This is a genomic window from Gottschalkia acidurici 9a, assembly GCF_000299355.1.
Lineage (GTDB): Bacteria > Bacillota > Clostridia > Tissierellales > Gottschalkiaceae > Gottschalkia > Gottschalkia acidurici.
This window is the reverse complement of the sequence record NC_018664.1, coordinates 3,070,252-3,085,246: the sequence shown is the minus strand read 5'-3', so window position 1 is coordinate 3,085,246 and position 14,995 is coordinate 3,070,252. Positions and strand designations below refer to the sequence as shown.

The following is a 14,995-nucleotide window of genomic DNA, read 5'->3' as shown; positions in this document are numbered from 1 at the left end:
ATTTGGTTGGAGGTGCACTTTCATGATAACTATTAACGATTTAAAGAAAATTAAAGAAGAAACTCTACCAAAAGTATCTTTAAGAGGAGATATAGAAGGTGGAGAAAAAATAGAGAGCACATATAGAAAGCAAATTCTATTATGTCGTGGTACAGGATGTACTTCATCTAAATCGGATAAAATAGAAGAAAGATTCCAAGAATTATTAAAAGAAAAAGGTATTCAAGATGAAGTAAATGTTGTAAGAACAGGATGCTTTGGGTTATGTGAAGCAGGCCCTATAGTAGTAGTATATCCAGGAGGTACTTTTTATAGCCATATAAAAGTAGAAGATGTAGATCAAATTGTAGAAGAAGATCTTATAAATAATAATGTAATAAAAGAACTTCTTTATAAAGGTTCTATAGACGGAGATAAAATCAAAGCTATAAGTGAAGTTGCATTCTATGCAAAACAAAAAAGAGTTTCTTTAAAGAACTGTGGACTTATAAATCCAGAATGTATAGATGAATATATATCACATGATGGATATTTTGCTCTTCACAAAGCTTTAACAGAAATGAAACCTGAAGATGTTATAGAAACTATGAAAAAATCAGGATTAAAAGGTAGAGGAGGCGGTGGATTCCCTACAGGCCTTAAATGGGAATTTACAGCTAAAGCAACAGGAGACCAAAAATATGTGTTATGTAATGCTGACGAGGGAGACCCAGGAGCATTCATGGATAGAAGTATACTTGAGGGGGACCCTCACTCAGTTATAGAGGCAATGGCACTAGCTGGATATGCTATTGGATCAGATCAAGGATATGTATATGTAAGAGCAGAGTATCCTATAGCTGTTAAGAGACTTCAAATAGCTATTGACGAAGCTAAAGCAAAAGGATTATTAGGAAAAGATATATTTGGTACAGGATTTAACTTTGATATGGAAATAAGACTTGGTGCAGGTGCATTCGTATGTGGTGAAGAGACAGCACTAATAGCTTCTATCGAAGGACAAAGAGGTATGCCAAGAAATAAACCACCATTCCCAGCAAACAAAGGATTATGGGATAAACCGACTTTAATCAATAACGTTGAAACTTATGCAAATGTTCCTCAAATTATATTAAAAGGAGCAGACTGGTTTACAAGCTTTGGTACTAAAGATTCACCAGGAACTAAAGTATTTGCCCTTGGTGGTAAAATAAACAACACAGGATTAGTTGAAATTCCAATGGGAACTACTCTAAGAGAAGTTATATATGACGTTGGTGGAGGAATACCAGATGGAAAACAATTCAAAGCAGTTCAAACTGGAGGACCTTCAGGTGGATGTATTACTGCTGACTATATAGATACTGAAATAGATTTCGCGACATTAAATGAACTTGGATCTATGATGGGATCAGGTGGAATGATTGTAATGGACGAAGACACTTGTATGGTAGATATAGCTAGATTCTTCTTAGACTTTACTGTTGAAGAGTCTTGTGGTAAATGTACTCCATGTCGTGAAGGTACTAAGAGAATGTTAGAGTTACTAGAAAAAATTACTGATGGAAAAGGAGAAATGGAAGACTTAGATAGATTAGAAAGTTTAGCAGAAACTATAAAATCATCTTCATTATGCGGATTAGGTCAAACAGCTCCAAACCCAGTATTATCTACACTAAAATACTTTAGAGATGAATATGAAGCTCACGTTAAAGATAAGAAATGTCCAGCAGGCGCATGTCAATCTTTACTAGAGTTCTATATAACAGATAAATGTATTGGATGTACTAAGTGTGCTAGACAATGTCCAGCATCATGCATTGATGGAAAAGTAAAAGAAAGACACGTTATAAACACATCAGCATGTGTTAAATGTGGTGCATGTGCAGATGTATGTCCTGTAAATGCAGTAATAAAAAGATAGTAGATTATAATAAAAGCTAGTTTATAAAAATAGGGGTATTGAAATATATATCCCTAATTTTATAAAAGACGTAATACTATCATGAAAGAAACGAAATGTATTTTATAGAATAACGCTAAAAATAAGAATAGGGGGATAAAAATGAGAAACATAACTCTTACGATAGATGGACGAAAAGTAACAGTACCAGAGAATTATACTATACTTCAAGCAGCTCAAAAGCTTGGAATAGAAATCCCGAGACTATGCTATGACCCAAATTTAGAAATAGTGTCAGCATGTAGAATATGTGTTGTAGAAGTTGAAGGAAATCCAAAACTACAGACTTCTTGTTCAATACTAGTAACAGAAGATTCAGTAGTTCATACTGAAAGTGAAAAAGTAGTTAAAGCAAGAAAAGAAATACTACAATTACTTTTAGATAACCATCCAAATGACTGCTTAACTTGCCAAAAAGCAGGAGAATGTGCATTACAAAAATATGCTTATAGATATGAAGTTAAATTTAGAGACCATGATGGTGCATATAAAGAAGCAGTTGTAGACACATCTAGCCCATATATATTAAAAGATGAATCTAAGTGTATCCTTTGTGGTAAATGTGTTAGAACTTGTGCACAAGTATCTGACAGACAAGTATTAACTCTTGCTAATAGAGGATTTAATACTAAAGTAGCAGCGGATGCTGATCAAAGCTTTGAAGAATCTAGCTGTGTATCTTGTAATAGATGTGTTACAGTCTGTCCAGTAGGGGCACTACTGGACAAGAGACTTACAGGTAAAACTAGAATATGGGATGGTAAAGTAGAACCATTTAGATGTAAAGTTTGTGAATATGGTTGTGAATTTGAGATTCTTTATAAAAACAACAAAAAAGTAGCAGTAAGAGCAAAGAATCCTGCTTATGGAAGACCATTATGTCTAAAAGGAAGATTAACTACTGAATTCCTTAACTTAGATAACCCTGAAGCTCCATATAAAAAAGAGTATGTGGATTCAAATGGTAAGTTTGTAGAAACATCTTGGAAAGAAGCTTTAGGATTAAGCGAAGTTATGGAAAAACTAAACAAACTAGAAGAACAAAAACCTGTAGATGAGAAATAATAAAAGTCGAAAGGAGAATAGCCGATGATAAAAGTAATTGTCAACGGCATAGGCTATGAAGTACCGGAAGATATTACGGTACTTCAAGCTTGCCAAAAAGTAGGTATAGATATACCAACACTATGTCATGATGAAAGACTAGAACCACATGCATCTTGTAGATTATGTGTGGTAGAAGTTGAAGGAATGAGAAATCTTCCAACTTCATGTTCACTTAAAGTATATGATGGCATGGTAATACAAACTGATAGTCAAAAAGTAGTAAGTGCTAGAAAAGATGTATTAGACTTATTATTTTCAAATCATCCAAATGATTGTTTGACTTGTAAAAAATCTGGAGAATGTAAGTTACAAGATTACTGTTATGAGTATGGAATCCTTGAAGGAGGATATAAAGGTGAAAAGAGAAGCCTTCCTATCGATGATAGTAATCATTTTTACTTTTATGACCCTAACAAATGTATCCTTTGTGGTAAATGTGTTAGAGTTTGTAATGAACTACAATGTACAAATGCAATAACTATAGATGAAAGAGGATTTGATTCTTTAGTTAGTACACCTTTTAGAAAAGGATTAGAAAACTCTACTTGTGTATCTTGTGGTAACTGTGTATCAGTATGCCCAGTAGGAGCTCTTACTCCTAAAACTAGAGAAAACTTTAGACATTGGGATACTAAAAGAACAAAAACTACTTGTTCATACTGTGGAGTAGGTTGTCAATTTGAACTTATATCAACCAATGGTAAAATCGTGGGTGTACAACCTGTTAATGGAAAGCCTAATGATGGTCTATTATGTGTAAAAGGTAAATTTGGATATCCTTTTATTAATCATCCAGATAGACTTAAAAATCCACTTATCAGAAAAAATGGAGTATTGGAAGAGGCTTCTTGGAACGAGGCTATTTCACTTATAGCTTCAAAAATAAAAGAAACTAAAGAAAACTATGGAGCAGATGCTTTTGGAGGATTTTCTTCAGCAAGATGTACAAATGAAGAGAATTATTTATTCCAAAAATTATTTAGGGCAGTAATTGGGACAAACAATGTAGATCACTGTGCTCGACTCTGACATGCTTCTACAGTTGCAGGTCTTGCAACTACACTTGGAAGTGGAGCTATGACTAATAGCGTTAGAGAAACAGTAGATAATGATGTTTTATTTGTTATTGGTTCAAACACTACAGAGAATCATCCAGTTATAGGAACTCAAATGAAACAAGCGAAGAAAAAAGGAGCTAAAATAATAGTAGCAGATCCTAGGAGAATAGAGTTAGCAGATCAAGCTGATGTATTCTTACAAATCAAACCAGGAACAAACATAGCTCTTTTAAATGGAATGATGAACTATATAATAGAAAATGAACTTTATGATAAGGATTATATAGATAAAAGAACTGAAAACTTTGAAGAAGTTAAACAAGTTGTAAAAGACTATACACCTGAAAAGGTAGCTGAAATCTGTGAAGTAAATAAAGATGATATTATTAAAGCTGCTAGAATTTATGCAGAATCAGATAGAGCAGGAATATACTATGCAATGGGTATAACTCAACATACAACAGGTACTCACAATGTAATTGCAATATCTAACTTAGCACTTATGTGTGGAAATATAGGTAAAGAAAATGCAGGCGTAAATCCACTTCGTGGACAAAACAATGTACAGGGAGCTTGCGATATGGGATGTTTACCATCAGATTTACCTGGATATCAAAAAGTATTTAAAGAAGAAATTGCTGAAAAATTTGAAAAGGCATGGGGAGTTAGCTTATCAAGACAAGTAGGACTAGCTATATCAGAAATGATTCATGGTGCTGAAACTGGAGATATAAGATTCCTATATATCATGGGAGAAAACCCTATGGTATCTGACCCAGATATAACACACGTACAACATGCTCTTGAAAGTGTAGATTTTTTAGTAGTTCAAGATATATTCTTAACAGAAACAGCTGAATTTGCAGATGTCGTTTTACCAGCTGCTTCATTTGCAGAAAAAGATGGAACATTCTCAAATACAGAAAGAAGAGTTCAAAGAGTAAGAAAGGCTATAGAACCAGTAGGTAATGCTAAAGCAGACTGGCAAATCTTAATGGAGATAATGAATAAAGCTGGATATAATAAAATATATCTAGACACATCTGAAATAATGGATGAAATAGCTAGTGTTACACCATCATATGGTGGGATAACTTATGAAAGAATAGAGGATGAAGGAATCCAATGGCCTTGCCCTACTAAAGAGCATCCGGGTACTAAGTATCTACACAAGGAAGCTATAGCTAGAGGTAGAGGATTATTCTTCCCAGTTGAATATACAGGTAGTGCAGAAACTAAGAGTGAAGAATATCCATTCATATTAACTACTGGAAGGGTATTATACCACTATCACACTAGAACTATGACTGGAAGAGTAGATGGATTAAATAAAAAAGTACCAAGCTCATTTATAGAGTTAAACGAGGTTACTGCAAACAAAATGGGGATAAAAGATGGAGAAGTAGTTAAAGTTACTTCAAGAAGAGGAAATATAAATATAGCAGTTAAAGTAACAGATATAGTAGATGAAGATGTAGTATTTATACCATTCCACTTTGCTGAGGGAGCTGCAAACTATTTAACTAATACAGAGCTTGATCCTATAGCTAAGATACCTGAGCTTAAAGTTGCAGCGGTAAAAATAGAAAAATTAAAAGAAAGTTGTTAATGTAAAAGTAATATATAAGTTCTTTATAAGAACAAAGTTATCTTAATCTTAAAGATTAACTTTATATTTTAGATATATTTATGAAATTCTTGTGTTTTTTTATTAAAAATAGTACACCCTAATAATAATAGATTACTTTGAGTAAGTTAAAGCTTTATAACTAAGGATAGGGGTAATAAGAATATGATAAATATAACTATTAACGGAAAGAAATATAAGGTTAATGAAGGTACTACAGTTCTTCAAGCTTGCCAAGAAAATGGAATAGATATACCGACTTTATGCTATGATGATAGATTAGAACCAGATTCTTCATGTAGATTATGTGTGGTTGAAGTTGAGGGAAGAAAAAACCTTATGACATCATGTTCTCTTAAAGTAGAAGAGGGTATGAAAATAGAAACACATAGTGAAAAAGTAGTGAAAGCAAGAAAAGATGTTTTAGACCTCTTATTCTCAAATCATCCAAATGATTGCTTAAACTGTGGAAAATCAGGAGAATGCAAATTACAAAATTACTGTTATGAATATGATGTTAAAAAAGACAGTTATAAAGGTGAAAAGAGAAAGTTACCAATAGATGATAGTAATCATTTTTACCACTATGATCCAAATAAATGTGTTTTATGTGGTAAATGCGTTAGGATATGTGGTGAACTACAAGGATCATCAGCTATAGCTTTAGGTGAAAGAGGATTTAGAACAAGTGTGTCAAGTGGAATAGGAGATTCTACTTGTGCTTCATGTGGTAATTGCGTATCAGCATGTCCAGTAGGAGCATTAATGCCTAAATCTAAGGAAAAGGCTAGAGTCTGGGAGACTAAAAGTACTTTAACGACTTGCCCATACTGCGGAGTAGGATGTCAATTAGAATTAATGACTAAAGGAAATACAGTAGTCGATTCTAAGCCAGCTAAAGGTCCATCAAATAATGGTCTTGTATGTGTAAAAGGTAAATTTGGATATCCGTTTATAAATCATCCGGATAGACTTAAGACTCCTCTTATAAAGGAAAAAGGCAAATTTAGAGAAGCTTCATGGGATGAAGCATTCAATTTAATAGTTTCAAAGATAAAAGAAATTAAAGAAAAGCATGGATCTAATGCTTTAGGTGGATTTACTTCAGCAAGATGTACGAATGAAGAAAACTACCTATTTCAGAAGTTATTCAGAGCAGTTATAGGAACTAATAATATAGATCATTGCGCACGTCTCTGTCACTCTTCTACAGTCTCTGGACTTGCAACTACACTTGGAAGTGGTGCTATGACTAATAGTATAAATGAAGTTCTTGATACAGATGTTATATTTATTATAGGTTCAAATACTTCAGAAAATCATCCAGTTATAGCGACTAAAATGAAACAAGCTAATAAAAAAGGAGCCAAGATAATAGTAGCAGATCCTAGAAGAATAGAACTTGCAGATAAAGCAGATGTATTCTTACAGCTTAAGCCGGGAACGAATATAGCTCTTTTAAATGGAATGATGAACTATATAATAGAAAATGAACTTTATGATAAGGATTATATAGATAAAAGAACTGAAAACTTTGAAGAAGTTAAAGAAGTAGTTAGAGATTATACACCTGAAAAGGTAGCAGAAGTATGTGGCGTAGATAAAGATGATATTATAAAAGCAGCCAGAATATATGCAGAGTCAGATAAAGCAGGAATATATTATGCAATGGGTATAACTCAACACACATCAGGAACCAATATGGTAATGGCAGTATCGAACTTAGCACTTATGTGTGGAAACATAGGCAAAGAAAATGCAGGTGTAAATCCACTTCGTGGACAAAATAACGTTCAGGGTGCTTGTGATATGGGTGGATTACCATCAGACTTACCAGGATATCAGAAAGTGTTTAAAGAAGAAATAGCTGATAAGTTTGAAAAAGCTTGGGGTGTTAGTTTACCAAGAGAAGTAGGGATGACTATGGCAGAAATACTTGAAAATGCTAAACTGCTATATATAATGGGAGAAAATCCTATGATATCGGATCCAGATATAAACCATGTTAAGCATGCGTTAGAAAAGCTTGATTTTTTGATTGTTCAGGATATATTTTTAACTGAAACTGCTGAATTTGCAGATGTTGTTTTACCGGCAGCTTCTTTTGCTGAGAAGGATGGAACATTTACAAATACAGAAAGAAGAGTCCAAAGAGTAAGAAGAGCTATTGAATCAATAGGAGACTCTAAACCAGACTGGCAGATACTAATAGAGATTATGAATAGACTAGGATATACTAAAAGATATAGAAATGTTTCAGAAGTAATGGATGAAATAGCTAGTTTAACACCACAATATGGTGGTATAAGCTATGATAGGATAGAAACTGAAGGACTACAATGGCCTTGCCTAGATAAAGATCACCCTGGAACTAAGTATCTATATAAAGATGCTATAGCTAGAGGAAGGGGATTATTTTTCCCGGTTCATCATGTAGGTAGTGCTGAAACTGCTGATAGTGAATATCCATATATACTAACTACAGGTAGAGTACTTTATCAGTATCATACTAGAACCATGACTGGAAGAGTAGAAAAGTTAAATGAAAAGGTACCAGAATCGTATATAGAGATAAGTGAAATAACAGCAAATAAACTAGGAATCAAAGATGGTGAATTTGTTAAAGTGACATCAAGAAGAGGTACAATAGATGTCAAGGCTAAAGTAACAGATATAGTAGAAGAAGGTGTAGTATTTATACCATTTCATTTTGCAGAGGGCGCTGCAAATTATCTTACTAATCCTAAAATTGATTCTGCTGCTAAAATACCAGAACTTAAGGTTGCAGCAGTTAAAATAGAGAAAATAAGCTAGAGAGGGGCTACTGAGTTGAAAAAGTATGAACAAGCAATAAGATATGCTATGCAAATGGAGCTTGATGGTTCTAATTTCTTTAAAGAAAAAGCGGGGCAGGTTACAAGTGAAACTGCTAAAGCACTATTTTTAAACTTATCAGAGGTAGAGATGGATCACTATAATTTTCTAAAGAGACATTTAGAAAAGTATGTGAAAAGTGATACATTTGAAATAGAAGAAATGCTTGAAGATGTCGATCCAGAAATATTTGAAAAAAGATCGAAAAAAGAATATGTAGATGCAGCATTAAAAGAAAGCGATGTTCCAGATATAACTATATTGAGAATGGCTTATCTTATAGAGAGAGATTTTAAAGAATTCTATGAGAATGCATCTAAGCAAGCAGATGAACCTATTATAAAGGAACTTTTTGAAACTTTAGCAGGTTGGGAAGCAGGGCATGAATCTATATTTAAAGAAGAATATGATAGAAGAATGAAAGAATATATGTCACTTCCTTGGGGAGGTTAAAAATGTTTAGGGTAGGTATAATAACAGCTAGTGATAAAGGATCTACAGGACAAAGAGAAGATAAGAGTGGATTAGTTATACGTGAAATAGTTGAAGAAAAAGGATATAAAGTAGAAAAACAAGTTATACTTCCAGATGACTTAGATTCATTATCTAACGAAATGATAAATATGTGTGATAATCTAAAGATAGACCTTATACTAACTACTGGTGGAACTGGATTTGCCAAGAGAGATGTAACTCCTGAGGCTACTCTTAAAGTAATAGATAGGCTAGTGCCTGGAATACCAGAGGCTATGAGAAATTTTAGCTTACAATTTACTCCAAGAGCTATGTTATCAAGAGCTACTTCGGGTATTAGAAAAGATACAACATTAATTATAAACTTACCAGGAAGTCCAAAGGCAGTAAGAGAGACACTTGAATATATAATAGACTCAGTTCATCATGGACTAGAGATAATGACTGGTAGAGATAGCGAGTGTGCTAGGTAGTTTTATTAACTAATAAAGTTGGCAGGGGATTGATATGAGTAAATTTGGAACAGCTATTATATTAGCTGGTGGAAAAAGCTCTAGAATGGGATTTGATAAACAATTTTTAAAGATAAAAGAAAGAAGAGTTATGGATATAGTTATATCCAAGCTTAAGAAAGAGTTTAACGAAATAATAGTAGTTACTAACAAGCCAGAGTACTATATAGGCTTTGGTGATAAGATAGTAAGTGATATTATAAAAGAAATGGGACCTCTTTCAGGACTTCATGTAGGGCTTAAAAATTCTTCAAGTAAATATGCTTATTTTATAGCTTGCGATATGCCTAATATAAGTATAGAATATATTAGATATATGAAGAAAAAGATGCAGGAAAGGGAGCAAGAACCGCAAGCATGTGTAACTAAATTTGGAAACTGGATAGAAGCTTTTAACAGCTTTTACTCTAAAGATTTATATTATGGAATAGAAAAACATTTACAGGAAAATAAAAGATCTGTTAATTCTTTTCTACAAAAATCAGATACACTATATATAGAAGAAGATGATGCTAGAAGGTTTAGTCCAAAATGGGAAATGTTTATTAACCTTAATACTAGAGATGAATTAGATGATTATATAAGAAATTACTCAAATATTTAAAGTAAAGAGAGGCTAGACTATGACAGGAACTAAAGAATATGACATTATAAGAGTAAAAGGTGAAGAAATATATGAAGATAAAGACTATGTTATAGTTGAACATGCATTTACAATTTTTCTAAATGATAACGAGTTTATAACTCTATTATGTACTCCTAGTTCTTTAGAATATTTAGCTATTGGTTTTTTACACTCCGAAGGACTTATAAAGTCAAAAGAGGATATTAAAAATATAAGAATAGATAAAGAAAAAGGAATAGCCTACGTCTATACTAAAAATAAAACTAATCTTTCTGAAAAACTTTATGGAAAAAGAACTATAACTACTGGTTGTGGAAAAGGAACAGTTTTTTACAATGTAATAGATTCATTTAAATCTAAAAAGATAAAAAATGATACTAAAATTAATACAGATGATATAAAGAAACTCATAAGAACTTTTAATAAAGAATCCGAACTCTTTTTAAAGACTGGTGGAGTTCATAGTTGTGCATTATGTGACAGAGAAAATATATTAATATTTGAAGAAGATATCGGTAGACATAACGCTTTAGATAAAATAATTGGAAAAGTATTCATGCAAGGCATGGATATATCAGATAAGATGATTTTAACTAGTGGTAGAATATCATCAGAAGTTTTAATTAAAGTGGCAAAGATAGGATTGCCTATAATAGTTTCAAGATCAGCTCCAACTAATTTAACCATAGAGATGGCTAAAGACTTAAATATAACTGTAATAGGTTTTGTTAGAGGAGATAAAATGAATATATATTCAAATTTTCCGAGCTTAGATTTCTAAAGAAAGAAATTCCATGAAATTTAAGACCATGGGTATAAAGGGAAACTTTTGTGCCTCCCACGTTTGGAAAGGAAGGTTTGAGTATGTTTAAGTATATATACTTTTTATAACTTTGCATACTCAAAAGTAGTCTTTCCAAAAGGAGTCACTTATTTAAAATGACTTTTATGGAAGACTACTTTTTTTATTATATAGAAATAGTATAAGTCCTATAAGATATCGGACAAGTATTGAAAATATAGATTCTATGATTTAAAAGTTTAAGGAGTATATTAATATAAAAATAGTATACTTCTTAGACTTTAAATAAAAATTATATAGGGGTGACAAAATGAAAAATATGAAAAAACTATTTGCTGTTCTTCTATGTTTAGTTTTATCGTTATCTGTACTAGCTGGATGTAGTAATAAAGTAGAAGAGCCAAAGAATGAAACTAAGTCAAAAGTAGAAGAGTCAGAAAAAGATACTAAAAAAGGTGGTTCTATAATCTTATCTACTACTACTAGTACACAAGATAGTGGACTTTTAGACTTCTTATTACCTAAGTTTGAAGAAGAAACAGGTATAAAAGTAAAAGTGATAGCAGTAGGAACTGGTGAGGCTCTTCAAAAAGGTAAAGATGGTGATGCAGATATACTTTTAGTTCACTCTAAAGTAAAAGAGGAACAGTTTGTAAAAGAAGGACATGGAACTGAGAGAAAAGATGTAATGTATAATGACTTTATTTTAGTAGGACCTAAAGATGATTCACTAAAGTTAAAAGAAAAGTATGGAAGTGATATAGTTAATGGATTTAAAACTATATCAGAAAATAAAGCTATTTTTGTTTCAAGAGCTGATAAGTCTGGAACACATGATAAAGAAATGAAAATTTGGGAAACGGCCGGAATAAAGCCAGAGGGAGATTGGTATATGGAATCTGGTCGTGGAATGGGCGATACACTAAAAATAGCTAGTGAAAAGAAAGGATACACTTTAACAGATAGAGCTACTTATCTAAGTATGAAAGATGTTTTAGATTTAGATATTCTAGTAGAAAAAGATGAAAATCTATTTAATCAATATGGTATTATACCAGTAAATCCTGAAAAGAATAATAAAATAAATGCAGAAGGTGCAAAAACATTCATGGACTGGATGCTATCAGCAGAAACTCAAAAATTAATAGGTGAATTTGGAGTAAAAGAATTTGGACAGCCACTGTTTGTACCAAATGCTAAGTAATTGAAACAATAAAGATAATAATTTTGAAATAAAAAAGCCAATTATAAATCTCTTAAAAGAGTTTATAATTAGCTTTTTTATTTTTACATATATAAGGATGTGATTAAATGGATTATATATTAAGTGGGATAATGGAAGCGTTTAAACTTTTGATAGGTTTTGACAAGGAAGTATACGGAATAGTTATATTGTCAGTGTTTGTATCTTCACTTTCTACGATACTTTCCTCTATAATAACAGTTCCATTAGGTATATACTTGGGTATAAAAGACTTCAAGGGTAAGAAAATTTTTTCAAGAATATTATATACACTTATGAGTACACCTTCAGTTATAGTAGGTTTAGTAATAGCTATAATACTATCTAGAAGAGGACCTTTAGGTTTTTTAGATTTGATGTATAGTCCTACCGCTATGATAATAGCACAAACAGTGCTAGTAACCCCTTTAATACTTGGTCTAACTTATAATATTTCTAAAAATAGAGGGAAGTCTATAGAAAAAATAGGTAAGACTTTGGGAGCTAGCAAACTGGACATAATTATACTCATAATAAAAGAGCTAAGAATAGATATACTTATGAATATAGTAACAGCATTTTCAAGAGCAATATCTGAAGTAGGAGCAGTTATGATAGTAGGGGGAAATATAAAAGGATATACTAGAGTTATAACTACTTCCATATCCATGTTAAACTCTATGGGAGATTATCCTATGGCTATAGCATTAGGAATAGTATTACTGATAATATCGTTTGGAATTAATAGCATTATATATTCCTATAGTATGGAGGATTAAAATGAATATTACAGGCTTAAATATTAAAAAATATTATGGTGAGAATCTAGTACTAAATATAGATGAATTAAAAATAAATAAAGAGAAAATAACAGGAGTAACAGGACCTAATGGATGTGGGAAAAGTACTCTTTTAAATATAATAGCTGGGTTAGATAATAATTTTTTAGGAAAAATACTTTATGATGAAAAAAACATAGATGAAAGTATATATGATAAAATTACTATGGTTATGCAAAGACCATATTTATTTAAAAGGACAGTTTTTGAAAATATATATTATCCATTGAGAATAAGAAAGATAGATAAAGATAAAATAAAACAAAAAGTAGAGAAAATTTTATATGATTTAGAGATATATGATTTAAAAGATAAGCAAGCACATAAATTATCAGGTGGAGAGTCACAAAAAGTTTCACTAGCTAGAGCGTTGGTATTTAATCCCAAAGTATTATTTCTGGATGAACCTACATCTAATATAGACCCAGAGTCAATTAAAATAATGGAAAGAGAAATAATAAGGTATAATAGAGAAAAGAAAGGAACTGTAATTATAGTCACTCATAATTTAGAACAGTCAAAAAGATTATGTAATGAAATAATTTATCTTGAAAAAGGAAGATTAAAAAAGGATGAAAGGTAGGGAGTTAGTATGGATTTTTTTAATGTTGTATCAGTTGAGGAAGCGAGAAAGTTATTACTAGAAAATATTAATTTAGAATTAGAATCGGAATATGTAGATATACTAAGCTCTGCAGACAGAATACTATGCGATGATATTATTTCTGAAGAGAATGTTCCAGGTTTTGATAGATCAACGGTAGATGGATATGCTATAAAATCGAGTGATAGTCATGGAGCCAGTGAGTCCCTTCCTAGTTTCTTAAGTTTAAATGGCGAGATAAGAATGGGAAAAGAAGCTGTTACAGAAATTCATCCAGGTGAAGCTATCTATGTTCCTACTGGCGGTATGCTTCCTAAGGGAGCAGATGGTGTAATAATGATAGAGCATGTAGAAAAGATGGATGAAGAAAACATACTAATATATAAGCCTATATCATTTGGTGAGAATGTAATATTTAAAGATGATGATATTAAAATAGGACAAGTAGCATTAGAAAAGGGCAAAAAGATAACCCCACAGGACATTGGGGTATTAGCGTCTCTTGGGATTTTTAAAGTGAAAGTATATAAAAAACTTAAGTTCTATATAATATCTACGGGTGACGAAATTATAGATTTAGATGAAGAAATGAAGATAGGAAAGATAAGAGACATAAATAGCTATGTTCTATACTCTATGATACAAAAAATAGGTGGAGAAGTAGTAAATAGAACTATAGTAAAAGACAACTTTGAATTACTAAAGCAAGAAGTTGAAAATGGTTTAGAAGATAGTGATATAGTTATTCTTTCGGGAGGAAGTTCAGTTGGTGTAAGAGATTTTACTCATCAAGTTATAGATTCATTTGAGGGTAAAGGTGTTTTTATACATGGAATGTCTATAAAACCTGGTAAACCTACAATCATTGGTGAAGCTAGAGGAAAGGGAGTATTCGGGCTTCCAGGACATCCTGTGTCATCTATAATAGTATTTAAAGCGTTAGTAGAAAGATTTATTAAGGATATAATGGGAGTAAAAGAGGGAAAAGATAGAGTTAAAGCTATAGTAGACTTTAACTTCCCTTCATCTTCAGGAAAAACTACTTATCAAATGGTTTCACTAGAAGAAAGAGATGGAAAAGTCTATTGCATACCTAACTTTGGGAAGTCAGGTATGATTACGTTACTATCTCAGTCATCAGGATATATAGAAATACAATCACATGAAGAAGGAATATATAAAGGTGAGGAAAGAGATGTGTATTTACTTTAATTTTTGAATTTTCTATAATAAATACCCTTGCAATTTGTAACAAGTCTCAAGGGTATTATTTTCTTATATTTATTAATAATATATTGATTCTAATATA

12 protein-coding genes and 1 riboswitch are annotated in these 14,995 nt (G+C 31.8%); all 12 genes read left to right on the top strand.

From position 1 onward, the window contains the following. Window positions 1-22 precede the first annotated feature (22 nt). Window positions 23-1,903, top strand: a complete 1,881-nt coding sequence (gene nuoF, locus CURI_RS14715; protein ID WP_014969040.1) for an NADH-quinone oxidoreductase subunit NuoF — start codon at window positions 23-25, stop codon at window positions 1,901-1,903. A gap of 141 nt (window positions 1,904-2,044) precedes the next feature. Then, the gene (locus CURI_RS14710) at window positions 2,045-3,007 is read left to right on the top strand and encodes an NADH-quinone oxidoreductase subunit G (protein ID WP_014969039.1); all 963 of its coding nucleotides are present in this window, start codon (window positions 2,045-2,047) and stop codon (window positions 3,005-3,007) included. Between the two features lie 24 nt (window positions 3,008-3,031). After that, the gene (fdhF, locus tag CURI_RS15505; RefSeq protein ID WP_014969038.1) at window positions 3,032-5,716 is read left to right on the top strand and encodes a formate dehydrogenase subunit alpha; all 2,685 of its coding nucleotides are present in this window, start codon (window positions 3,032-3,034) and stop codon (window positions 5,714-5,716) included. A 183-nt stretch (window positions 5,717-5,899) separates the two neighbouring features. Beyond that, window positions 5,900-8,548: a formate dehydrogenase subunit alpha gene (fdhF, locus tag CURI_RS14695; RefSeq protein WP_014969037.1), complete on the top strand. Its 2,649-nt coding sequence runs from the start codon at window positions 5,900-5,902 to the stop codon at window positions 8,546-8,548. A gap of 15 nt (window positions 8,549-8,563) precedes the next feature. Further along, window positions 8,564-9,061: a ferritin-like domain-containing protein gene (locus tag CURI_RS14690; RefSeq protein WP_014969036.1), complete on the top strand. Its 498-nt coding sequence runs from the start codon at window positions 8,564-8,566 to the stop codon at window positions 9,059-9,061. A 2-nt stretch (window positions 9,062-9,063) separates the two neighbouring features. Beyond that, complete coding sequence (gene mog, locus CURI_RS14685; protein WP_014969035.1) at window positions 9,064-9,555, top strand: molybdopterin adenylyltransferase; 492 nt, start codon at window positions 9,064-9,066, stop codon at window positions 9,553-9,555. A gap of 34 nt (window positions 9,556-9,589) precedes the next feature. Further along, window positions 9,590-10,198 carry a molybdenum cofactor guanylyltransferase gene (gene mobA, locus CURI_RS14680; RefSeq protein WP_014969034.1) on the top strand — a complete coding sequence of 203 codons (609 nt, stop codon included), beginning with the start codon at window positions 9,590-9,592 and terminating at the stop codon, window positions 10,196-10,198. Window positions 10,199-10,217: 19 nt separating this feature from the next. Beyond that, window positions 10,218-11,000, top strand: a complete 783-nt coding sequence (fdhD, locus tag CURI_RS14675; protein WP_014969033.1) for a formate dehydrogenase accessory sulfurtransferase FdhD — start codon at window positions 10,218-10,220, stop codon at window positions 10,998-11,000. Continuing rightward, a riboswitch (molybdenum cofactor riboswitch) is annotated at window positions 10,969-11,090 on the top strand. Its footprint overlaps the gene before it by 32 nt. A gap of 241 nt (window positions 11,091-11,331) precedes the next feature. Then, window positions 11,332-12,225: an ABC transporter substrate-binding protein gene (locus CURI_RS14670; RefSeq protein ID WP_014969032.1), complete on the top strand. Its 894-nt coding sequence runs from the start codon at window positions 11,332-11,334 to the stop codon at window positions 12,223-12,225. 107 nt (window positions 12,226-12,332) lie between these two features. Further along, window positions 12,333-13,022 (top strand): ABC transporter permease, encoded by a 690-nt coding sequence (locus CURI_RS14665; protein ID WP_014969031.1) that lies wholly within the window; start codon window positions 12,333-12,335, stop codon window positions 13,020-13,022. Window position 13,023: 1 nt separating this feature from the next. Next, a complete protein-coding gene (locus CURI_RS14660; protein ID WP_014969030.1) occupies window positions 13,024-13,665 on the top strand; it encodes an ATP-binding cassette domain-containing protein in 642 nt (213 codons plus the stop codon). 9 nt (window positions 13,666-13,674) lie between these two features. Further along, complete coding sequence (locus CURI_RS14655) at window positions 13,675-14,898, top strand: molybdopterin molybdotransferase MoeA (protein WP_014969029.1); 1,224 nt, start codon at window positions 13,675-13,677, stop codon at window positions 14,896-14,898. The last annotated feature ends 97 nt before the right edge of the window (window positions 14,899-14,995 follow it).

Excerpts from the sequence above, each read along its gene's own strand:
- nuoF (WP_014969040.1), top strand. The coding sequence starts at position 23 with ATGATAACTATTAACGATTTAAAGAAAATTAAAGAAGAAACTCTACCA.
- CURI_RS14710 (WP_014969039.1), top strand. The coding sequence starts at position 2,045 with ATGAGAAACATAACTCTTACGATAGATGGACGAAAAGTAACAGTACCA.
- fdhF (WP_014969037.1), top strand. The coding sequence starts at position 5,900 with ATGATAAATATAACTATTAACGGAAAGAAATATAAGGTTAATGAAGGT.
- mog (WP_014969035.1), top strand. The coding sequence starts at position 9,064 with ATGTTTAGGGTAGGTATAATAACAGCTAGTGATAAAGGATCTACAGGA.
- mobA (WP_014969034.1), top strand. The coding sequence starts at position 9,590 with ATGAGTAAATTTGGAACAGCTATTATATTAGCTGGTGGAAAAAGCTCT.
- fdhD (WP_014969033.1), top strand. The coding sequence starts at position 10,218 with ATGACAGGAACTAAAGAATATGACATTATAAGAGTAAAAGGTGAAGAA.
- CURI_RS14670 (WP_014969032.1), top strand. The coding sequence starts at position 11,332 with ATGAAAAATATGAAAAAACTATTTGCTGTTCTTCTATGTTTAGTTTTA.
- CURI_RS14665 (WP_014969031.1), top strand. The coding sequence starts at position 12,333 with ATGGATTATATATTAAGTGGGATAATGGAAGCGTTTAAACTTTTGATA.
- CURI_RS14660 (WP_014969030.1), top strand. The coding sequence starts at position 13,024 with ATGAATATTACAGGCTTAAATATTAAAAAATATTATGGTGAGAATCTA.
- CURI_RS14655 (WP_014969029.1), top strand. The coding sequence starts at position 13,675 with ATGGATTTTTTTAATGTTGTATCAGTTGAGGAAGCGAGAAAGTTATTA.